Annotated in this window: 19 protein-coding genes; 8 read left to right on the top strand and 11 right to left on the bottom strand. The window is 71.7% G+C overall.

Annotated features, from left to right (window positions below; translation table 11 throughout):
- Window positions 1-108 precede the first annotated feature (108 nt).
- The 4 genes from ACFY1E_RS17340 to ACFY1E_RS17325 all read right to left on the bottom strand — a co-directional run bounded on the left by ACFY1E_RS17340 (window position 109) and on the right by ACFY1E_RS17325 (window position 3777).
- Entirely contained in the window at window positions 109-1740 is a 1632-nt protein-coding gene (locus ACFY1E_RS17340) for a phospho-sugar mutase (protein WP_389076534.1), read from the bottom strand.
- Window positions 1741-2041: 301 nt separating this feature from the next.
- Window positions 2042-2866: a purine-nucleoside phosphorylase gene (locus ACFY1E_RS17335; RefSeq protein WP_389076532.1), complete on the bottom strand. Its 825-nt coding sequence runs from the start codon at window positions 2864-2866 to the stop codon at window positions 2042-2044.
- Window positions 2867-3011: 145 nt separating this feature from the next.
- Window positions 3012-3290: a type II toxin-antitoxin system RelE/ParE family toxin gene (locus tag ACFY1E_RS17330; protein ID WP_389076530.1), complete on the bottom strand. Its 279-nt coding sequence runs from the start codon at window positions 3288-3290 to the stop codon at window positions 3012-3014.
- Window positions 3291-3339: 49 nt separating this feature from the next.
- On the bottom strand, window positions 3340-3777 hold the full coding sequence (locus ACFY1E_RS17325) for a gamma-glutamylcyclotransferase (protein ID WP_389076527.1): 438 nt from the start codon (window positions 3775-3777) through the stop codon (window positions 3340-3342).
- A gap of 107 nt (window positions 3778-3884) precedes the next feature.
- Here ACFY1E_RS17325 and ACFY1E_RS17320 point away from each other — a divergent pair, with 107 nt between their 5' ends.
- Together ACFY1E_RS17320 and ACFY1E_RS17315 are read left to right on the top strand one after the other, a co-directional pair.
- Window positions 3885-5333: an NAD(P)H-quinone dehydrogenase gene (locus tag ACFY1E_RS17320; RefSeq protein ID WP_115906258.1), complete on the top strand. Its 1449-nt coding sequence runs from the start codon at window positions 3885-3887 to the stop codon at window positions 5331-5333.
- Between the two features lie 166 nt (window positions 5334-5499).
- The gene (locus tag ACFY1E_RS17315; protein WP_389076525.1) at window positions 5500-6450 is read left to right on the top strand and encodes a DeoR/GlpR family DNA-binding transcription regulator; all 951 of its coding nucleotides are present in this window, start codon (window positions 5500-5502) and stop codon (window positions 6448-6450) included.
- A gap of 117 nt (window positions 6451-6567) precedes the next feature.
- Here ACFY1E_RS17315 and ACFY1E_RS17310 read toward each other — a convergent pair whose 3' ends face one another.
- Entirely contained in the window at window positions 6568-7119 is a 552-nt protein-coding gene (locus tag ACFY1E_RS17310) for a TetR/AcrR family transcriptional regulator (RefSeq protein ID WP_389076958.1), read from the bottom strand.
- 226 nt (window positions 7120-7345) lie between these two features.
- Window positions 7346-9118, bottom strand: a complete 1773-nt coding sequence (locus ACFY1E_RS17305) for an acetyl/propionyl/methylcrotonyl-CoA carboxylase subunit alpha (RefSeq protein WP_389076523.1) — start codon at window positions 9116-9118, stop codon at window positions 7346-7348.
- A gap of 384 nt (window positions 9119-9502) precedes the next feature.
- Here ACFY1E_RS17305 and ACFY1E_RS17300 point away from each other — a divergent pair, with 384 nt between their 5' ends.
- On the top strand, window positions 9503-10006 hold the full coding sequence (locus ACFY1E_RS17300; RefSeq protein WP_389076521.1) for a hypothetical protein: 504 nt from the start codon (window positions 9503-9505) through the stop codon (window positions 10004-10006).
- Here ACFY1E_RS17300 and ACFY1E_RS17295 read toward each other — a convergent pair.
- The 4 genes from ACFY1E_RS17295 to ACFY1E_RS17280 all read right to left on the bottom strand — a co-directional run bounded on the left by ACFY1E_RS17295 (window position 9975) and on the right by ACFY1E_RS17280 (window position 12793).
- On the bottom strand, window positions 9975-10592 hold the full coding sequence (locus ACFY1E_RS17295; RefSeq protein WP_389076519.1) for a Maf family protein: 618 nt from the start codon (window positions 10590-10592) through the stop codon (window positions 9975-9977). The two genes, ACFY1E_RS17300 and ACFY1E_RS17295, sit on opposite strands and share 32 nt — an antisense overlap.
- Window positions 10593-10652: 60 nt before the next feature.
- Window positions 10653-10781, bottom strand: coding sequence for a morphogenic membrane protein MmpB (mmpB, locus tag ACFY1E_RS17290; protein WP_344404440.1), 129 nt, complete (start codon window positions 10779-10781; stop codon window positions 10653-10655).
- 201 nt (window positions 10782-10982) lie between these two features.
- Window positions 10983-11192 carry an acyl-CoA carboxylase epsilon subunit gene (locus tag ACFY1E_RS17285; protein WP_389076517.1) on the bottom strand — a complete coding sequence of 70 codons (210 nt, stop codon included), beginning with the start codon at window positions 11190-11192 and terminating at the stop codon, window positions 10983-10985.
- An 8-nt stretch (window positions 11193-11200) separates the two neighbouring features.
- A complete protein-coding gene (locus tag ACFY1E_RS17280) occupies window positions 11201-12793 on the bottom strand; it encodes an acyl-CoA carboxylase subunit beta (protein ID WP_389076516.1) in 1593 nt (530 codons plus the stop codon).
- A 111-nt stretch (window positions 12794-12904) separates the two neighbouring features.
- Here ACFY1E_RS17280 and ACFY1E_RS17275 point away from each other — a divergent pair, with 111 nt between their 5' ends.
- Together ACFY1E_RS17275 and ACFY1E_RS17270 are read left to right on the top strand one after the other, a co-directional pair.
- Window positions 12905-13771, top strand: a complete 867-nt coding sequence (locus tag ACFY1E_RS17275) for a biotin--[acetyl-CoA-carboxylase] ligase (RefSeq protein ID WP_389076514.1) — start codon at window positions 12905-12907, stop codon at window positions 13769-13771.
- Window positions 13772-13871: 100 nt separating this feature from the next.
- Complete coding sequence (locus tag ACFY1E_RS17270; protein WP_115906251.1) at window positions 13872-14987, top strand: adenylate/guanylate cyclase domain-containing protein; 1116 nt, start codon at window positions 13872-13874, stop codon at window positions 14985-14987.
- Window positions 14988-15083: 96 nt separating this feature from the next.
- On the opposite strand, the gene ACFY1E_RS17265 is transcribed toward ACFY1E_RS17270, so the two are convergent.
- Window positions 15084-15614 carry a hypothetical protein gene (locus ACFY1E_RS17265; RefSeq protein ID WP_389076512.1) on the bottom strand — a complete coding sequence of 177 codons (531 nt, stop codon included), beginning with the start codon at window positions 15612-15614 and terminating at the stop codon, window positions 15084-15086.
- 202 nt (window positions 15615-15816) lie between these two features.
- On the opposite strand from ACFY1E_RS17265, the gene ACFY1E_RS17260 reads away from it, so the two are divergent.
- The 3 genes from ACFY1E_RS17260 to hutH all read left to right on the top strand — a co-directional run.
- The gene (locus ACFY1E_RS17260) at window positions 15817-16635 is read left to right on the top strand and encodes an enoyl-CoA hydratase/isomerase family protein (protein WP_389076511.1); all 819 of its coding nucleotides are present in this window, start codon (window positions 15817-15819) and stop codon (window positions 16633-16635) included.
- A 140-nt stretch (window positions 16636-16775) separates the two neighbouring features.
- Complete coding sequence (locus ACFY1E_RS17255; RefSeq protein WP_389076509.1) at window positions 16776-17924, top strand: diguanylate cyclase domain-containing protein; 1149 nt, start codon at window positions 16776-16778, stop codon at window positions 17922-17924.
- A gap of 231 nt (window positions 17925-18155) precedes the next feature.
- The coding region (gene hutH / locus ACFY1E_RS17250) for a histidine ammonia-lyase (RefSeq protein WP_389076957.1) at window positions 18156-19675 on the top strand (1520 nt) is incomplete at its 3' end.

Raw genomic sequence — 19675 nt, 5'->3', positions numbered from 1 at the left:
GGCGTGGCCGCCCGGGGCGACGGTCTTGCGTGAAGCCCTCGGAGGGGCGCCCCCGGGCCGATCGCCGGGGGCGCCCCTCCGAGGTGACGCCGGTTCGAGCGGTGCCGCTCAGATGCCGGCCGCCGCCGACAGGTCCCGCTTGATGGCCGCGAGGAGGTCGTTCGCGGTGGCGTGGGCCGCCGGGAGGTCGGCGTGGGTGGGGGCCGGGACGACGACCTCCAGGTAGCACTTCAGCTTGGGCTCCGTGCCGCTCGGGCGGACGATGACGCGGGCGCCTTCGAGCGTGTAGCGCAGCCCGTCGGTGGGCGGCAGCTTCTCGGTGCCCCGGGTGAGGTCCTCGGCCCTGGTGATGGCGAGGCCCGCGAGCTCGGTCGGCGGCTGCTCCCGCAGCCGTTGCATGGCGCGTGCGATGACCGACAGGTCCTCCACCCGGACCGAGAGCTGGTCGGTGGCGTGCAGCCCGTGCTCCACGGCGAGGTCGTCGAGGAGGTCGGGCAGGGTCCGCCCCTCCTCCTTGAGCTCGGAGGCCAGCTCGGTGATCAGCAGCGCGGCGGTGATGCCGTCCTTGTCGCGCACCCCGTCCGGGTCCACGCAGTAGCCGAGGGCCTCCTCGTAGCCGTAGCGCAGCCCCTCGACGCGGGCGATCCACTTGAAGCCGGTGAGGGTCTCCTCGTACGGCAGACCCGCCTTCTCGGCGATGCGGCCGAGCAGGGAGGAGGAGACGATCGACTCGGCGAAGGTGCCCCGGGCGCCGCGCCTGACCAGGTGGGCGGCGAGCAGCGCGCCCACCTCGTCGCCGCGCAGCATCCGCCAGTCGCCGCCGTCCTTGACGGCCACGGCGCAGCGGTCGGCGTCGGGGTCGTTGGCGATGATCAGGTCGGGGTCGGTCGTGCGGGCCTGCGCGAAGGCGAGGTCCATGGCGCCCGGTTCTTCCGGGTTGGGGAAGGCGACGGTCGGGAAGTCCGGGTCCGGCTCGGCCTGTTCGGCGACCAGGACGGGCTCGGGGAAACCGGCCCGGGCGAACGCGGCGAGCAGGACGTCCTTGCCGACGCCGTGCATCGCCGTGTAGACGGTGCGGGCGGTGCGCGCGGAACCGGCGGCGAGCACCGCCTCCGTACGTGCCAGATAGGAGTTCAGGACGCTGTCGTCGAGAATCTCCCAGCCGGCTTCCGGACGCGGCACGTCGTCCAGGGAGACGATCGCGTCGATCTCGGCGGCGATCTCCGCGTCGGCCGGCGGCACGATCTGCGAACCGTCCCCCAGATAGACCTTGTAGCCGTTGTCCCGGGGCGGATTGTGGCTGGCGGTGACCTCCACGCCCGCGACCGCGCCGAGGTTCCTTATCGCGAAGGCGAGCACGGGCGTGGGCAGCGGGCGGGGGAGCACCGCGGCCCGGAAGCCCGCGCCCGTCATCACGGCCGCCGTGTCGCGCGCGAAGTCCGCGGACTTGTGCCGGGCGTCGTAGCCGATGACGACCAGCCCGCCGCGCTCCCCCTTGGCGTTGAGGTACGCGGCGAGTCCGGCGGCGGCCCGGATGACGACCGAACGGTTCATGCGCATGGGGCCCGCGCCGAGCTCACCGCGCAGGCCGGCGGTGCCGAACTGGAGGGTGCCGCTGAAGCGGTCGGTGAGTTCTGTGACGTCACCGGCCTCGATGAGCTTGGCGAGCTCGTCGCGGGTCTCCGGGTCGGGGTCCTCGGCGAGCCACGCGTGGGCGCGGGCGATGAGGTCGTCGTGCACGGTCGGTCCAGCCTCTCGTGTGGGATGCCTGCGGCGCATCCGCGGGTTCGGTGGGGGTGCGCGTGGCGCCTGCGGTTCGATTGTGGGTCGGGGCCGCGCCGGGGGTGTCCGTCCTCGGTCGGGCCGGTGACGTCTGGCGGGGCTGCGCCCGGCGGCGGACGCCCGCCGCTGCGGGCGGACACCCCCGCCACGTCCCCTTCTCGCCGTACGCGGCGCGTGTCCGCCGTGGGTGACTGCAGCCTTCCCAGGGGGCGCGGGTCCGCAGTCGCACTACGACGTTCCGCGGCACCCCCTGAGGCGTTCAGAGCCGGCCAAGCACCTGTGCCAGCAGCGAGCCCATCCGCGTCGCCGAGTCGCGGCCCGCCTGCAGAACCTCCTCGTGGTTCAACGGCTCGCCGGTCATACCGGCGGCGAGGTTGGTGACGAGAGAGATACCCAGCACCTCCGCACCCGCCTCACGCGCCGCGATGGCCTCCAGCACCGTCGACATGCCCACCAGGTCCGCCCCGATCACCCGTGCCATCCGGATCTCGGCCGGCGTCTCGTAGTGCGGGCCGGGGAACTGGGCGTAGACGCCCTCCTCCAGGCTCGGGTCGATCTCCTTGCACAGGGCGCGCAGCCGCGGCGAGTACAGGTCGGTCAGGTCGACGAAGTTCGCGCCGACGATCGGCGACGTCGCCGTCAGGTTGATGTGGTCGCTGATCAGGACGGGCTGGCCGGGGCGCATGCCCTCGCGGAGGCCTCCGCAGCCGTTGGTCAGCACGATCGTCTTGCAGCCGGCGGCGACGGCGGTACGGACGCCGTGCGCGACGGCGGCGACCCCGCGGCCCTCGTAGTAGTGCGTACGGCCCAGGAAGACCAGGGCCCGCTTCTCACCGATCCTGTACGAGCGGATCTTGCCGCCGTGCCCCTCCACCGCCGGCGGCGGGAAACCGGGCAGGTCGGTGACGAGGAGCTCGGCCTCGGGTGCGCCGAGGGCGTCCACGGCCGGTGCCCAGCCGGAGCCCATCACGAGGGCGACGTCGTGGGTCTCGGCGCCCGTCAGTTCGCGCAGGCGCGCGGCGGCGGCGTCGGCGGCGGCGTGCGGGTCGCCCTGGATGTCGTCCGGAAGAAGAGATGCGTTCACGCATCGAGAGTAGCCGCTCCACGCCTACGCGCGTAGATGGCAGAGCTCACGGGATGGCGATCGTTGTCTTGTCGTTTCCAACGAAGGCCGTGACACAACGGGACCTTTGCGGCCGCTGTGGTCAAGCTGTGCAGTGGCCGGGCGACTACTCGTCCGTGATGAGAACGTCCTTGTCGTTGAAGACCTCGACGATGAAGATCAGCAGTCGGCCACGGCTGACCGTGTATTCGACGAGGACGTTCTGCGTGAGCCGGATGGTGCGGTCGTCTCCGGTGGAGCTTATGGGGCGCGACACCGAAAGGAACGGGTCGCGGGCCAGCAGGGCGATGCCCTTGTCGAACGCGATGCGCTGCCGGTCGTCGAGCCGGTCGCGGGCTTCGGCGGCCTGCACCGTGTAGTAGACGTCATACGTGGCGGGGGCCATGCGATCTCCCGTTGGTGCGTCGATGCTCCAAGTCTAGGAGCCGACCCCCTCAGCAGGGACGCTTCCGCAGCTCCATCACGTAATCGTGCGGCGCCCCCGCGGACTCGGCGGCATCGGCGATCTCGCCCAGGTACCGTGCCGAGGGCAGACCGCCCTCGTACCCGTTGAGGACGTACGTCCACGCCGGCTCCTCGCCGTCCAGCGTGTGCACCCGCACCCGCATCCTGCGGTAGACATTGAGGCCGACGCCCTCCCAGCGGTCCATGGACTCCTCGTCCAGCGGCGCGATGTCGTACAACGCGACGAAGACCTGCGAGAGCGGGTCCTCGACGATCGTCGCCAGGGCGCCCTCCCAGCCCATGTGCTCGCCCCCGAACGTCAGCCGCCAGCCGTTCAGCCAGCCCGTGGCGCGCATCGGCGAGTGCGGGGCGCGGCGGGTCATCAGCCGCGCGTCGAGGTTGCCGGCGTACGCGGCGTAGAGCGACATGGGTCGAGAGTACGGCAGCCGACCCACGGGCCCCTGACGTATCAGCGGCCCCTTGCCAACCCATTGCCCCGCCCCCCGGGCAGTAGCACCTTGAACGGTGCGGGACAATGGGGTACGTGACTCGGATCGTGATCATCGGTGGCGGACCCGGCGGATACGAGGCGGCCCTGGTGGCCGCCCAGCTCGGCGCGGAGGTGACCGTCGTCGACTGCGACGGTCTGGGCGGGGCGTCGGTGCTGACCGACTGCGTGCCGTCGAAGACCCTTATCGCTACGGCCGAGGTGATGACCACCTTCGATTCGTCGTACGAGGAACTCGGCATCATCGTCGCCGACGACACCCCGCCGCTGGAGCAGGCGGCCCGGGTGGTCGGCGTGGACCTCGGCAAGGTCAACCGCCGGGTGAAGCGGCTCGCCCTCGCTCAGTCCCACGACATCACCGCCTCCGTCACCCGTGCCGGCGCCCGGGTCATGCGCGGCCGCGGACGCCTGGAGGGCATGCAGGCCCTCGACGGCTCCCGCAAGGTGATCGTCTCCGCCGCCGACGGCACCGAGGAGACCCTCACCGCCGACGCCGTGCTCATCGCGACCGGCGGCCACCCGCGCGAGGTGCCCGACGCCCAGCCCGACGGCGAGCGCATCCTCAACTGGACGCAGGTGTACGACCTGAACGAGCTTCCCGAGGAGCTCATCGTGGTCGGCTCCGGTGTCACCGGCGCCGAGTTCGCCGGTGCCTACCAGGCCCTCGGCTCCAAGGTCACCCTGGTCTCCTCCCGGGACCGGGTGCTGCCGGGTGAGGACCCGGACGCCGCCGCCGTCCTCGAGGACGTCTTCCGGCGCCGCGGCATGAACGTCATGGCCCGTTCCCGCGCGGCCGCCGCCAAGCGGGTCGGCGACCGCGTCGAGGTCACCCTCTCCGACGGCCGTGTCATCACCGGCAGCCACTGCCTGATGGCGGTCGGCGCCATCCCCAACAGCGAGGGCATGGGCCTGGAGGAGGCCGGCGTCAAGCTGCGCGAGTCCGGGCACATCTGGACCGACAAGGTCTCCCGCACGACCGCTCCCGGTGTGTACGCCGCCGGAGACGTGACGGGCGTCTTCGCCCTCGCCTCCGTGGCCGCCATGCAGGGCCGTATCGCCATGTACCACTTCCTCGGCGACGCGGTGGCCCCGCTGAACCTGAAGACCGTCTCGTCCAACGTCTTCACCGACCCGGAGATCGCGACCGTCGGTTACACACAGGCCGACGTCGACGCGGGCAAGATCGACGCCCGGGTGGTCAAACTCCCGCTCCTGCGCAACCCGCGCGCCAAGATGCAGGGCATCCGCGACGGCTTCGTGAAGCTTTTCTGCCGTCCGGGCACGGGCATCGTGGTCGGCGGTGTGGTCGTGTCCCCGCGCGCCTCGGAACTGATCCATCCGATCTCGATCGCCGTCGACAACAATCTGACGGTCGAACAGATCGCGAACGCGTTCACCGTGTATCCCTCCCTTTCGGGGTCGATCGCGGAGGTCGCCCGGCAGCTCCACACCCGCAAGACCGGCGGCGAGGTCTGACGGCCGAAACCGACTCCTCGCTGGTCACAGGGAGTTGTCGAGCATGCGTACGGCATAGGCGGGGCGGGTAGGCCCTATACCACTTCCCGCCCTCCTGTGCGAACAACTTCTGCTATTCGGCGCAAACAGCTGAAACCAGACGGTCGTTGGGGTTACTGTCAGTTTCGTGTTCGCTGCAGAACGTCGCCAATTGATCCTCGAAATGGTGCGAGCGAACGGGGCCGTGTCGCTCCGTGAGCTCGCCCGCGTCGTCCAGACCTCCGAAGTGACCGTACGGCGGGACGTGCGCGCACTGGAGGCAGAAGGACTCCTCGACCGCCGGCACGGCGGTGCGGTACTGCCGGGCGGGTTCACGCGGGAGTCCGGCTTTCCGCAGAAGTCACATCTCGCGACCGCCGAGAAGACGGCCATCGCCGACCTCGCCGCCAACTTCGTGGAAGAGGGCGAGGCCATCGTGGTCGGGGCGGGTACCACCACCCAGGAGCTGGCCCGCCGGCTCGCCCGGATCCCCGGGCTGACGGTCGTCACCAACTCGCTGCTGGTCGCCCAGGCGTTGGCCCATGCCAACCGCGTGGAGGTCGTGATGACCGGCGGCACCCTGCGCGGCTCCAACTACGCCCTCGTGGGCAGCGGCGCCGAGCAGTCACTGCAGGGGCTCAGGGTGTCCCGTGCGTTCCTGTCCGGGAGCGGGCTCACCGCCGAGCGCGGGCTGTCCACGTCCAACATGCTGTCGGCGTCCGTGGACCGGGCGCTGGTGCAGGCGGCCGCGGAGGTCGTCGTGCTCGCCGATCACACCAAGCTCGGTACGGACACGATGTTCCAGACCGTGCCCACGGATGTGATCACCCGGCTGGTGACCGATGAGCCGCCGGTGCATGACGATCGCGCCGGCACGGAGTTGCAGGCGCTCGCCGACCAGGGCGTGCAGATCGCTGTGGCCGGGACCTCGGGGAATTCGGGCGGTGATTCCGTCCCCCCACGGCAGGCGCGCCGGGACGTGGCCCTGCCGGGGCCGCGGCGCGGGCAGCCGGCCTCCGGCCTCCGGACGGCGGCGATGCTTGATCCCTCCGGGGGGGAGCGGGAGCGGGCTCGGGTGGCGGATCTGCGGCGGCGTTAGGTTGTTCGCCTATTCGCCGTAGGGGTTGGTGTCACCGGGCGGCTGCGGGTCGGACGTGGCTTGTCGCGCCCACGCGGCGGAGCCGCATATTGATACAGCCCCGCGCCCCTGAAAACCTCAACCGGTGGCTTTCAGCCCCCGCAGGGTGAGGGTCAGCAAGCGGTCTGCCAAGTTCGGGTCTCCCGGGGACTCTTCTGCCGCCAGTGCGATGGCGTTGGTGAGCTGGAGGAGGTCGGTGATGGTGACGTCCTCGCGGACCTTGCCTGCTTGCTGCGCGCGCCTCAGCAGGGCGGCGCCCGCCTCGTGCATCGGGGTGCTGCAGCTGGCCAGGGCCGAGGTGGTGTCGGAGCTCACGGACATGAGGGCCAGGGCCAGGCCGCGGTACTCGCCGGCATGGGTGATGATCTCGCGCAGCCAGGTCACCAGGGCCGTGCACGGCTCGGAGGCGTGCAGGAGTTCGTGGGAGCGGTCCAGGAGGTCGCTCACCGCTTCCTCGAAGACGGCGCTCAACAGGGCGTGACGGTTGGGGAAGTGACGGTACAGCGTGCCGATGCCGACGCCCGCGCGCCGGGCCACGTCCTCCAGGGACGCGTCCGTGCCGTGCGCGGCGAAGGCGGCGCGGGCCTCGGTGAGCAGCCGCTCGTAGTTGCGGCGGGCGTCGGCACGCATGACGCGCGGGGGCGTCGGCGTCACCTCTGTGCCGCCGTTCGCCGCGGTCCCCGCCGACGTCGTGCCCACGATGCCTCCCACCTGCTCTCGCGCGAGCCCCGGCCCGCCTCCAGCATGCCATCGCAACGGGCGAAGACGAGGCGCCCGGCGGACTGACTGCTTCAGTCCGCCGGGCGCCTCGGGATGTCGTACCGGACGACCGTGCTGTGTCAGTGCCTGAGCCCGGTCAGTCCTTGATCTCGCAGATCGGGGCGCCGGAGCTGACGGACGCGCCGACGTCGGCGGACAGGCCCTTGATGGTGCCGGACTTGTGTGCGTTCAGCGGCTGTTCCATCTTCATCGCCTCCAGGACGACGACCAGGTCGCCCTCCTTGACCTCCTGGCCCTCCTCGACGGCGACCTTGACGATCGTGCCCTGCATCGGCGAGGCGAGGGTGTCGCCGGAGGCGACCGGGCCGGACTTCTTGGCGGCGCGGCGCTTCGGCTTGGCGCCGGCCGCGAGGCCGGTGCGGGCCAGGGACATGCCCAGCGAGGACGGCAGGGAGACCTCCAGCCGCTTGCCGCCGACCTCGACGACGATCGTCTCGCGGTCCGTGTCCTCCTCGGCCTCGGCCTCGGCCGGGGCGGCGAACGCGGGGATCTCGTTGACGAACTCGGTCTCGATCCAGCGGGTGTGGACCGTGAACGGCTCGGCGGATCCGGTGAGTTCGGGGGCGAACGCCGGGTCCTTGACCACCGCACGGTGGAAGGGGATCGCCGTCGCCATGCCCTCGACCTGGAACTCCTCCAGGGCGCGGGCCGCGCGCTGCAGGGCCTGCTCACGGGTGGCGCCCGTGACGATCAGCTTGGCGAGCAGGGAGTCCCAGGCCGGGCCGATGACGCTGCCGGACTCGACACCCGCGTCCAGGCGCACGCCCGGGCCGGACGGCGGGGCGAAGGTGGTGACGGTACCGGGGGCCGGGAGGAAGTTGCGGCCCGGGTCCTCGCCGTTGATGCGGAACTCGAAGGAGTGGCCGCGCAGCTCGGGGTCGCCGTAGCCGAGTTCCTCGCCGTCGGCGATGCGGAACATCTCGCGGACCAGGTCGATGCCGGCGACCTCCTCGGTGACCGGGTGCTCGACCTGGAGGCGGGTGTTGACCTCGAGGAACGAGATCGTGCCGTCGTTGCCGACGAGGAACTCCACGGTGCCGGCGCCGACGTAGCCGGCCTCCTTGAGGATGGCCTTGGAGGACGAGTACAGCTCGGCGACCTGCTCGTCGGAGAGGAACGGCGCCGGGGCCTCCTCGACCAGCTTCTGGTGGCGGCGCTGCAGCGAGCAGTCACGGGTGGAGACGACGACCACGTTGCCGTGCTGGTCGGCCAGGCACTGGGTCTCCACGTGCCGCGGCTTGTCCAGGTAGCGCTCCACGAAGCACTCGCCGCGGCCGAAGGCGGCCACGGCCTCGCGCACCGCGGAATCGTAGAGCTCGGGCACCTCTTCGAGGGTGCGGGCGACCTTCAGACCGCGCCCGCCACCACCGAAGGCGGCCTTGATGGCGATCGGCAGACCGTGCTCCTCGGCGAAGGCGACGACCTCCTCCGCACCCGAGACCGGGTCGGGGGTGCCGGCCACCAGGGGGGCGCCGGCGCGCTGGGCGATGTGCCGGGCGGCGACCTTGTCGCCGAGGTCGCGGATGGCCTGCGGGGGCGGGCCGATCCAGATCAGCCCGGCGTCCAGGACGGCCTGCGCGAAGTCGGCGTTCTCGGAGAGGAAGCCGTATCCGGGGTGGACGGCGTCCGCGCCGGACTCGCGCGCCGCGTTCAGGATCTTGTCGATCACCAGGTAACTGGTCGCCGGGGTGTCACCGCCCAGGGCGAACGCCTCGTCCGCGGCGCGGACATGCAGAGCGTCGCGGTCCGGGTCCGCGTAGACGGCCACGCTCGCGATCCCGGCGTCCCGACAGGCCCGGGCCACGCGGACAGCGATTTCGCCACGGTTGGCGATGAGCACCTTGCGCACGATTGAGGCTCCCTCCTTGAAACAAGCCGAGTTTAGGGACTGGCTACACGGCACTACGACCCGTCCCCAGTGGTGAGCTTGCCCACACGGAGCGTGATGCGAGGCTTGCTCGACCCGCGAAATCCCTTGTCGCACCTCGGTACGCAGGACTCCTCCCGGAAACCCTAGCTCTCCCATGTGGTCAAGGTCTCTGTGAGAGCGTGCTGCGGGCCACTCCGTTTCTTTGTGGAGTCCCTACGAATGGCCCAACGAATCTTTGCCGCCCGCAGAACCCTTGTCCCGAGGTTTACCCGTTAGTAGCGTTCGCGATGTCTCGTACGTACTCGAGGTAGCAGCAGCCTCGGCCGACCCCCTCGGGCGGCAGTCGAAAGTGGGTGGGGCCCGGTGGTGCGCAGACCGGTGGCGTGGGTCGTGGCGGTCGTGCTCTTCGTGGAGGGGTTCGGCATCGCGGCGCTGAACTGGTTCCTGGGGGTCGTCGTCGACCGGCAGGACATGTCACTGGCCGGCCTCGACCCCGACGTGATGTCGGCTTCCTCGAAGGTCGGCGGCGTCGTCTTCGGTCTCTACTTCGCCCTGTGCGGCCTGGTCGCGCTCCTCGTGGCGATCCGCAACCGCCCGCCGGCCGGCTTCGGGCGCATCCTGCTGATCAGCGCCGCGGTCGTGCACGGGCTGCTGGGGGCCTTCGTGTGGGGGCTGGTGGGCTGGACCGCGTTCCTGTTCATGGTGGTCGTGCTCGCCCTCATCGTGCTGCTCCTGATGACGTACGACAGCCCGGCCGAACCCACCGACGCGGTCCCGCCCCCCGCCCCCGGCCCCGAGAGCGACGGTGGCAGCAAGGGCGAGGGGGAGTCCCCCGTCAGCTCTCCGCCGGCGCCCACAGCTCCGTGATGCCGACGCCCAGCTGGGCGAGGAGCCGGCGGACGAGGGGCAGGCTGATGCCGATCACATTGCCGTGGTCGCCGTCGATGCCCTCGATGAACGGCGCGCTGCGGCCGTCGAGCGTGAACGCCCCCGCGACATGGAGGGGTTCGCCGGAGGCGACGTAGGCGGCGATCTCCTCGTCGGAGGGGTCGCCGAAGCGGACGACGGTGGAGGCGGTGCCGGACGCGTACCGCTTGTTCGTCGTGTCCCAGACGCAGTGCCCCGTCTGCAGGATGCCCGTCCGGCCGCGCATCGACTTCCAGCGGGCCGTGGCCTCCTCGGCGTCCGCGGGCTTGCCCAGGGCCTGGTCGTCCAGCTCCAGCACGGAGTCGCAGCCGATCACCAGGGCGCCGTGTGCCTCCGGCCGGGCGGCGACGACGGAAGCCTTGGCCTCCGCGAGGGCGAGGGCGAGCTCGGAGGGGGTGGGGGCGGTCACGGCGTCCTCGTCCACGCCGCTGACGATCACCTCCGGTGTGAGGCCTGCCTGGCGCAGGAGGTTCAGCCGGGCGGGGGACTGGGAGGCCAGGATGAGGCGGCGGGGCGCGTCTGTCATGCGGTCAGCGTAGCCGCGCGGTGCCACGCGGCGGAGCCGCACATCGATGCGGCCGTGGGGTCACCTCAGGCCGATCACGACCATCGCGAGGATCATGGCCAACGCCATGAGGAGGCCGAGCCGCCGCAGCATCTCCTGCATGTCGCGGAGTTCTTTGGGGGGCTCGTTCTCAGGGTCGGACCACAGCATGCCACCAGCGTGGGGCTGGGGCGGGGGGCGGTGCCTGAGTACGCGTACTCAAGTTTTTGGCCCGCAGTCGGCTTGTTGCCGGCTGCGGGCCGGTGGGGGCTGGTCGCGCAGTTCCCCGCGCCCCTCAAAAGATGCGCAGTTCCCCGCGCCCCTGAGAACGCGCAGTTCCCCGCGCCCCTGAAAGCCAAAAGCAAAAAGCCGTTACGCCGGCCAGTAAGTACGGCTCCAGGCCGCCGGGCCCGGCTGGGGCAGGCGGTGGGAGGCGATCCGGGCCGGGTCCGACCAGGAGTCCCTGTCCCGTGTCGCGCCCGGCGGGACCGATGCCTCCGCCGCGGCGCGGGCTCGGACCACCGCCAGGGCGGCGGCCAGCTCCTCCGGGGTCGGGTTGCCCCGTACGACCTTGATCGTCATGGCGGCTCCTAGAGGGGGATGTTGCCGTGCTTCTTCGGGGGCAGGGATTCCCGCTTGGTGCGCAGCTGACGCAGGCCGCGTACGACGTGCCGGCGGGTGTCGGACGGCATGATCACCGAGTCGATGTAGCCGCGCTCGGCCGCGATGTAGGGGTTGAGGAGGGCGTCCTCGTACTCCTGGATCAGACGGGCGCGGGTCGCCTCCACGTCTCCGGCTGCCTCCGCCTCCGCGATGGTGCGGCGGTGCAGGATGTTGACCGCGCCCTGGGCGCCCATGACGGCGATCTGGGCGGTCGGCCAGGCGAGGTTGAGGTCCGCGCCGAGGTGCTTGGAGCCCATGACGTCGTAGGCGCCGCCGAAGGCCTTTCGGGTGATGACCGTGATCAGCGGGACGGTCGCCTCGGCGTAGGCGTAGATCAGCTTGGCGCCGCGGCGGATGATGCCGGTGTGCTCCTGGTCGACGCCCGGGAGGAAGCCCGGCACGTCGACGAAGGTGATGACCGGGATGTTGAAGGCGTCGCAGGTGCGCACGAAGCGCGCCGCCTTCTCGCTCGCGTCGATGTCGAGGCAACCCGCGAACTGCATCGGCTGGTTGGCGACGATGCCGACCGGGTGGCCCTCCACCCGCCCGAACCCGGTGAGGATGTTCGGCGCGAACAGCGGCTGCGTCTCGAAGAACTCGGCGTCGTCCAGGACGTGTTCGATCACCGTGTGCATGTCGTACGGCTGGTTCGCGCTGTCCGGCACGATCGCGTCCAGCTCGAGGTCCTCGGCGGTGACCGCCAGGTCCGCCTCCTCCGGGAAGACCGGGGCCTCGGAGAGGTTGTTGGACGGCAGGTACGACAGCAGCTGCTTGACGTACTCGATGGCGTCCTTCTCGTCGCCGGCCATGTGGTGGGCCACGCCGGAGGTGGAGTTGTGGGTCCGGGCGCCGCCCAGTTCCTCGAAGCCGACGTCCTCGCCGGTGACCGTCTTGATGACGTCAGGCCCGGTGATGAACATGTGCGAGGTCTGGTCGACCATGACCGTGAAGTCGGTGATCGCGGGGGAGTAGACCGCGCCGCCCGCGCAGGGGCCGACGACCAGGCTGATCTGCGGGATGACACCGCTGGCGTGCGTGTTGCGGCGGAAGATCTCGCCGTACGCGCCGAGGGAGGCGACTCCCTCCTGGATGCGGGCGCCGCCGGAGTCGTTGATGCCGATGACCGGACAGCCGGTCTTCAGCGCGAAGTCCATGACCTTGACGATCTTCTGGCCGTAGACCTCGCCGAGGGCGCCGCCGAACACGGTGAAGTCCTGCGAGAAGACCGCGACCGGGCGGCCGTCGACGGTGCCGTAACCGGTCACCACGCCGTCCCCGTACGGGCGGTTGTTCTCCAGGCCGAAGTTCGTCGAGCGGTGCCGGGCGAACTCGTCCAGCTCGACGAAGGAACCCTCGTCGAGGAGGAGCTCAATCCGCTCACGGGCCGTCAGCTTGCCCTTGGCGTGCTGTTTTTCGACGGCGCGTGCGGAGCCGGCGTGCGTCGCTTCCTCGATACGACGCTGGAGATCCGCGAGCTTGCCCGCGGTGGTGTGGATATCGATCTCTTCCGGCTCGGACATCGGGATCGCGGCTCCCTGCCTGCTCAAAAGGGGGGACGGTTACTCATCCGTAGAGTAGTGGTGGCGCTACGAATCAGCAGTGCGGCGTTTCACACACCTAGGGTGGCTTGCATGACGCCGCGAGATGCTTCAGACGACAGCCGCTGGTCCGACCTGGACCGGCCTCCGCTCAACGCCACCGCGCTGCGGCGCGGGCTCGTGCAGGAGGGCGGGCTGTGGCGCGAGGTGGAGGTGGTGCGCAGCACCGGCTCCACCAACTCCGACCTGGTGGCCCTGGCGGGCGCGGGCAAGGCGGGCGAGGGGTACGTCCTGGTCGCCGAGGAGCAGACCTCCGGGCGGGGCCGCCTGGACCGCCGGTGGACGGCACCGGCCCGCTCGGGCCTCTTCTTCTCCGTGCTGCTGAAACCGGCCGAGGTGCCGGTCGCCCGCTGGGGCTGGCTGCCGCTGCTCACCGGGGTCGCCGTGGCGACCGGCCTGTCCCGCTCCGCGGGCGTCGACACGGCACTCAAGTGGCCCAACGACCTGCTTGTTTCCATCGGCGGCGAGGAACGCAAGGCCGGCGGCATCCTCGCCGAGCGGGCCGGGGACGACGGGGTCGTCATCGGGGTCGGCATCAACGTCACGCTGCGGGAGGACGAGCTGCCGGTGCCGCAGGCGGGCTCGCTGCTCCTCGCCGGAGCGGTGAGCACCGACCGCGACCCCCTGCTCAGGGCCATGCTGCGGTCCCTGGAGGAGTGGTACGGGCGCTGGCGCGACGCGGGCGGCGATCCGTCGGTCAGCGGCTTGCAGGAGACGTACGCGGCGGGCTGCGCGACGCTGGGCAGGACGGTGCGTGCGGAGCTGCCGGGTGACCGTTCGATCACCGGGGAGGCGGTGGCGGTGGACGGCGACGGAAGGCTGGTGATCGCCACGGCGGACGGGGTGCAGGAACCAGTGGGTGCGGGAGACGTCGTTCACTTGCGGCCGGCTCAGGGGTGACCGCCCCTCCCGGTCCCCGAACGGAGTGAGCTACCGCACACCTGCCGTACAGTTGAGGCCGGTCGATACCTGACCGTGGCAGATCGGAAGGGCAGCAGGCGTGACCGTCGACGACACGGGCTCCGGCACGGGCGCGGACGGCCGGGTGGACCCCCACGCCGCCGATCCCGGCGAGGACCCGCTCGCCCTGCGTCTCGAGCACCTGATCCTCGGCGCGGAGCGGCGCTACACCCCCTTTCAGGCGGCCCGCAGCGCAGGCGTCTCGGTGGAGCTGGCCACCCGCTTCTGGCGGGCCATGGGCTTCGCCGACATCGGGCAGGCCAAGGCGCTCACCGAGGCCGACGTACTCGCGCTGCGCCGCCTGTCCGGCCTCGTCGAGGCCGGGCTGCTGAGCGAGGCGATGGCGGTGCAGGTGGCCCGCTCCACCGGGCAGACCACCGCCCGGCTCGCCGAGTGGCAGATCGACTCCTTCCTGGAGGGCCTCACCGAGCCCCCGGAGCCGGGGATGACGCGCACCGAGGTGACGTACCCGATCGTCGAACTGCTCCTGCCCGAGCTGGAGGAGTTCCTCGTCTACGTCTGGCGGCGCCAGCTCGCCGCCTCCGCCGGGCGGGTGGTGCAGGCCGCCGACGACGAGGAGATGGTCGACCGGCGCCTGGCCGTCGGCTTCGCGGACCTGGTGGGCTTCACCCGCCTCACCCGCCGTATGGAGGAGGAGGAACTCGGCGAACTCGTCGAGGCCTTCGAGACCACCGCGGCCGACCTGGTCGCCGCGCACGGTGGCCGACTGGTCAAGACGCTGGGCGACGAGGTGCTCTACGCGGCCGACGACGCCGGGATCGCCGCCGAGATCGCGCTGCGTCTCATAGAGACCATGGCGAACGACGAGACGATGCCCGAGCTGCGCGTCGGCATCGCCTTCGGCACGGTGACCACTCGTATGGGCGATGTCTTCGGTACGACGGTGAATCTCGCCTCCCGGCTGACGTCGATAGCCCCGCGGGACGCCGTGCTGGTCGACGCCGACTTCGCCCAGGAGCTGATCCGCACCGGGGAGGCACCGGCCTCCGAGGCCGAGGCGGCCGAAGCGGCTGCCGCGGCGGAGAAGGAGGGCGAGGAGCCGCCGGTGTACCGGTTCGCGCTGCAGCCGATGTGGCAGCGGCCGGTGCGAGGGCTTGGTGTGGTGGAGCCTTGGTTGCTCACCCGGCGGGGGTGAGCAACCCGCCGGGTGAGCCTGATGTGCGGCTTCGCCGCGGGGGCTGTTTTTCGTCTGCGGCTTGGTCGTGGCTGGTCGCGCAGTTCCCGCGCCCCTTCAGGGCGCGTCCAGCGGGTCCGTGCACAGGCCGATGACCGGTACGCACAGGCCCGGCTCGTGCGTCTCGCCCGGCTGTGGGGCGGGCGGGGGTGTGGTCCGGTCGGGTGTCGGGCGTGGGGCGGCAGTCTGTGTCGCAGGCGGCTGGTGAGGGGTCGTAGGTGCCGGGGTGTTCGGTGTGACCGGGATGGTTGTGGTGCCCGTAGTGGGCGCCACACTCGGTGACGGGGCTGCCTTTTCGGGCTGTACGAGGGTGGAAGGCGCAGTCGGTGTCGTGCTCGCCCCGCCCATTGCGTACGTCGCCGATGGGCTCACCCGGGGTGCGGTCTCCGCGGCGGCGACGGTGGTGGTCGACTGGTCGGTGTCGGTGGCCGGGTCCTGACGGGGGTCCGCCTCCGTGGTTCCGAGACCCGCGCTTCCCGAATCCGGTGCCACCCGTACGAGGCTCAGCGCGCCCGCGGCCAGGGCCAGGCCGCTGACGGCGAACAGCAGTTTGCGGGGGCGGGGCCTGCGATGGCGTCCGCGCCTCATCGGTGTTTCCGCCGTCACCGTCATCGTGTCCCCTCCCCCTTTGCGCCCGCGCTCCCCTGTGCGCCGTGGCGGACGCACCGTATGCGCTCCCGTGGGCGGTGTGGCGGGAGTTGGGCGGGATGTCACCCGAACGGGGACAACGGAACGAAACCCTGCAATGATCGGGCCGACGGTTGTTAACCCGCGTTAACCGGAGGGTGTCATGGGCGAGGAGCGGTTCGGGGAGTTCGTCGTGGTGCGGCGACACGACGACGAGGGTGTCGGGGACGTCCGGCATGTCGCGGAACTCGTCCTCGACCGGCCCAAGGCCATGAACGCGGTGTCGAGCGAGATGGCGCGGTCGATCGCCGCGGCCTGCACGGCACTCGCCGCGGACCGTGACGTACGCGTGGTCGTGGTGACGTCCACGCACGAGCGGGCGTTCTGTGTCGGGGCCGACCTCAAGGAGCGCAACTCCTTCACCGACGCCGAGCTGCTCCGGCAGCGGCCCGTCGCGCGGGCCGCCTACACCGGGGTCCTGGAGCTGCCGGTGCCGACGATCGCAGCGGTGCACGGGTTCGCCCTGGGCGGGGGCTTCGAGCTGGCACTGTCGTGCGACCTGATCGTGGCCGACCGTACGGCGGTGGTGGGGCTGCCGGAGGTGTCCGTCGGAGTCATCCCGGGTGGTGGCGGCACGCAGCTGCTGCCGCGGCGGGTGGGGGCGGCGCGGGCGGCCGAGCTCATCTTCACCGCACGGCGTCTGCAGGCCGCGGAGGCACGGGAGTTGGGGCTCGTGGACGAGCTGGTGGAGGAGGGACGCGACCGCGAGGCGGCGCTGGAGCTGGCCGCACGCATCGCGGCGAACTCCCCGGTCGGCCTGCGGGCCGCCAAGCGCGCACTGCGCCTGGGGCACGGGCTCGACCTGCGGGCCGGTCTGGAGGTCGAGGACGCGGCATGGCGGTCGGTGGCGTTCTCGGGGGACCGGGCCGAAGGAGTGGCGGCGTTCAACGAGAAGCGGAAGCCGGAGTGGCCGGGGGAGTAGTGGCTTGTCTTTGAGCCCGTCCGGCGTTTGAGGACGAGGCCGTTCAGGCCGATACGGGGGCCTGGGGGCGGAGCCCCGGCAGGTCACCCCACCGCCGCACCAATGTCCCGAAACCCTCAAAACCTCCCTAACCTGGAGTAATGGGTGAGGACAAACGTCTCGCAGCAGTCGTCTCGCTGGCGCAGGGCATGGCCGCGGCCCACGGCTCGCGCGAGGCGTGGCGGGCGGCGGCGGCCGGGGGGTGCCGTGCGCTCGGCGGGAGCTTCGCCGCCCTGTCGGTGTGGGAGCGGGAGCTGGGCCGGCTGCGGGTCCTCGCGAACGTGGGGGAGCGGGCCGAGGGCGAGGAGGAGTTCCCGGAGGACGAGTCGTACCCCGTGCACCAGTTCCCCGAGATCACCGAGTTCCTGCACGAGCGGTGGGCCGGCGGCGGCGAGCCCGACGCCTGGGTCGAGACGGCGCAGGGGCCTGCGGCGGGCGGCCGCCCCGGGTACCTCCACCAGCGGGTCGCCGCGCTGCGCCGCCGGGGCCGCGGGTGCTGTGTCGTCGCCCCGATCGTGCTGCACGGGCGGGCGTGGGGCGAGCTCTACGTGGCCCGTCCCGCCGGTGCGCCCGTCTTCGACCGGGAGGACGCCGACTTCGCGACCGTCCTGGCCGCCGTCGTCGCCGCCGGGATCGCCCAGGCGGAGCGGCTGGAGGAGGTGAGGCGGCTCGCCTACACCGACGCCCTCACCGGTCTCGCCAACCGCCGTGCCGTCGATGCGAAGCTGGACGAGGCCGTCGAGCGGCACCGCGCGGACGGCACGGTGGTCAGCCTCGTGGTCTGCGACCTCAACGGCCTCAAGCGCGTCAACGACACCCAGGGACACGCCGTCGGCGACCGCCTCCTGGAACGCTTCGGTTCCGTCCTGTCCCTGTGCGGCGCGATGCTCCCCGGCACGCTCGCCGCCCGCCTCGGCGGCGACGAGTTCTGTCTGCTCTCCGTCGGCCCGTCCGCCGAGGAGGCCGTCAAGGCGGCCGACGAACTCTGCCGCCGCGCCGCCGAGTTGGAGCTCGGCGACGGGGTCGCCTGCGGGGTCGCTTCCACCGGGGATCCCATCGGGCCCGTGCGGTCGGCCCGGCGGCTGTTCCGGCTGGCGGACGCGGCCCAGTACCGGGCGAAGGCGCTCCGCGCGGCGAGCCCGGTGGTGGCTGGGCGGGCGGGGCCCGACGACCCGGTGGTGCGGTTGGCCGACGAGCCGTCGCCGCAGGTTGCCGCGGAGCGGCGGCGGTTCCGGGGGCGGCCGGGGTGACGTGCCGGGGGCTCCGCCCCCAGGCCCCCGTGTCGGCCTGAACGGCCTCGTCCGCAAACTCCCCCGCTCTCGGCTTCGCTCGAGCGGGGGGACCCCCATGACGGGCTGAGATGCCGGACCGGCGCCGAGACGTACCGACCGGCATGGCGAAGCGCACCCTCCTGTAAGGGGCGTACCGCCGACCCAGTAGTGACATCTTCGTCTTCACTGCGTACGCTCCTGAATATGGATATGCACACTGTGGTGGTGGGGACGTCCGGGGTGACCGCGTCCGACGTTCTTGCCGTGGCGCGCGGCGGTGCCCGGGTCGAGCTCTCCGCGGAGGCGGTGGCGGCCCTGGCCGCCGCCCGGGAGATCGTGGATGCGCTGGCGGCCAAGCCCGAGCCCGTCTACGGCGTCAGCACCGGCTTCGGCGCCCTGGCGACCCGGCACATCAGCCCGGAACTCCGCGCTCAGCTGCAGCGCAACATCGTCCGCTCGCACGCCGCCGGCCTCGGGCCGCGGGTGGAGCGGGAAGTCGTACGGGCCCTGATGTTCCTGCGGCTCAAGACCGTCTGCTCGGGGCACACGGGCGTGCGGCCCGAGGTCGCGCAGACCATGGCCGACGTGCTCAACGCCGGGATCACCCCGGTCGTCCACGAGTACGGCTCCCTCGGCTGCTCCGGTGACCTCGCGCCGCTGTCCCACTGTGCCCTCACGCTCATGGGCGAGGGGGAGGCGGAAGGACCGGACGGGGCCGTGCGCCCTGCCGGTGAGCTCCTTGCGGAGCACGGGATCGCCCCCGTCGAACTGCGCGAGAAGGAGGGCCTCGCCCTTCTCAACGGCACCGACGGCATGCTCGGCATGCTGGTCATGGCCCTCGCCGACCTGGACGCCCTCTACAAGTCCGCCGACATCACGGCAGCCCTGTCCCTCGAGGCGCTGCTCGGGACGGACAAGGTGCTCGCCCCCGAGCTGCACGCCATCCGCCCGCACCCCGGGCAGGGCGCCTCCGCCGCCAACATGCTGGCCGTACTGAAGGGTTCGGAGCTCACCGGGCACCACCAGGACGACGCGCCGCGCGTCCAGGACGCCTACTCGGTGCGCTGCGCCCCGCAGGTCGCCGGCGCCGGACGGGACACCTTGGCGCACGCCAGGCTGGTCGCCGAGCGCGAGCTGGCGTCGGCCGTGGACAACCCGGTCGTCCTGCCCGACGGGCGCGTCGAGTCCAACGGCAACTTCCACGGCGCCCCGGTGGCGTACGTCCTGGACTTCCTCGCCATCGCCGCCGCCGACCTCGCCTCGATCGCCGAGCGGCGCACCGACCGGCTGCTCGACAAGAACCGCAGCCACGGCCTGCCGCCGTTCCTGGCCGACGACGCGGGTGTCGACTCGGGCCTGATGATCGCCCAGTACACGCAGGCCGCGCTGGTCAGCGAGATGAAGCGGCTGGCGGTACCGGCGTCCGCGGACTCGATCCCCTCCTCCGCCATGCAGGAGGACCACGTCTCCATGGGCTGGTCGGCCGCCCGCAAGCTGCGCACCGCCGTCGGCAACCTCACGCGGGTGATCGCCATCGAGCTGTACGCCGCCACCCGCGCCATCGAACTCCGCGAGGGCCTGGCCCCGGCGCCCGCCTCGCAGGCCGCCATCACGGCCGCACGCGCGGCGGGGGTGCAGGGCCCCGGTCCGGACCGGTTCCTGGCGCCCGATCTGGCCGCCGCGGACGCGTTCGTGCGTGAGGGGCGTCTGGTGGCAGCGGTGGAGCGGGT

The sequence above is a fragment of the Streptomyces sp. NPDC001604 genome, from assembly GCF_042893475.1.
GTDB lineage: Bacteria > Actinomycetota > Actinomycetes > Streptomycetales > Streptomycetaceae > Streptomyces.
This window is presented reverse-complemented; position numbering and strand designations above follow the sequence as displayed.

Bases quoted from the DNA above. Each gene is read 5' to 3' on its own strand.
- ACFY1E_RS17330 (WP_389076530.1), bottom strand. From the start codon at position 3,290: ATGGCCCCCGCCACGTATGACGTCTACTACACGGTGCAGGCCGCCGAA.
- ACFY1E_RS17325 (WP_389076527.1), bottom strand. From the start codon at position 3,777: ATGTCGCTCTACGCCGCGTACGCCGGCAACCTCGACGCGCGGCTGATG.
- ACFY1E_RS17320 (WP_115906258.1), top strand. From the start codon at position 3,885: ATGGGGTACGTGACTCGGATCGTGATCATCGGTGGCGGACCCGGCGGA.
- ACFY1E_RS17310 (WP_389076958.1), bottom strand. From the start codon at position 7,119: ATGCGTGCCGACGCCCGCCGCAACTACGAGCGGCTGCTCACCGAGGCC.
- ACFY1E_RS17295 (WP_389076519.1), bottom strand. From the start codon at position 10,592: ATGACAGACGCGCCCCGCCGCCTCATCCTGGCCTCCCAGTCCCCCGCC.
- mmpB (WP_344404440.1), bottom strand. From the start codon at position 10,781: ATGCTGTGGTCCGACCCTGAGAACGAGCCCCCCAAAGAACTCCGCGAC.
- ACFY1E_RS17285 (WP_389076517.1), bottom strand. From the start codon at position 11,192: ATGACGATCAAGGTCGTACGGGGCAACCCGACCCCGGAGGAGCTGGCC.
- ACFY1E_RS17280 (WP_389076516.1), bottom strand. From the start codon at position 12,793: ATGTCCGAGCCGGAAGAGATCGATATCCACACCACCGCGGGCAAGCTC.
- ACFY1E_RS17275 (WP_389076514.1), top strand. From the start codon at position 12,905: ATGACGCCGCGAGATGCTTCAGACGACAGCCGCTGGTCCGACCTGGAC.
- ACFY1E_RS17265 (WP_389076512.1), bottom strand. From the start codon at position 15,614: ATGAGGCGCGGACGCCATCGCAGGCCCCGCCCCCGCAAACTGCTGTTC.
- ACFY1E_RS17260 (WP_389076511.1), top strand. From the start codon at position 15,817: ATGGGCGAGGAGCGGTTCGGGGAGTTCGTCGTGGTGCGGCGACACGAC.
- ACFY1E_RS17255 (WP_389076509.1), top strand. From the start codon at position 16,776: ATGGGTGAGGACAAACGTCTCGCAGCAGTCGTCTCGCTGGCGCAGGGC.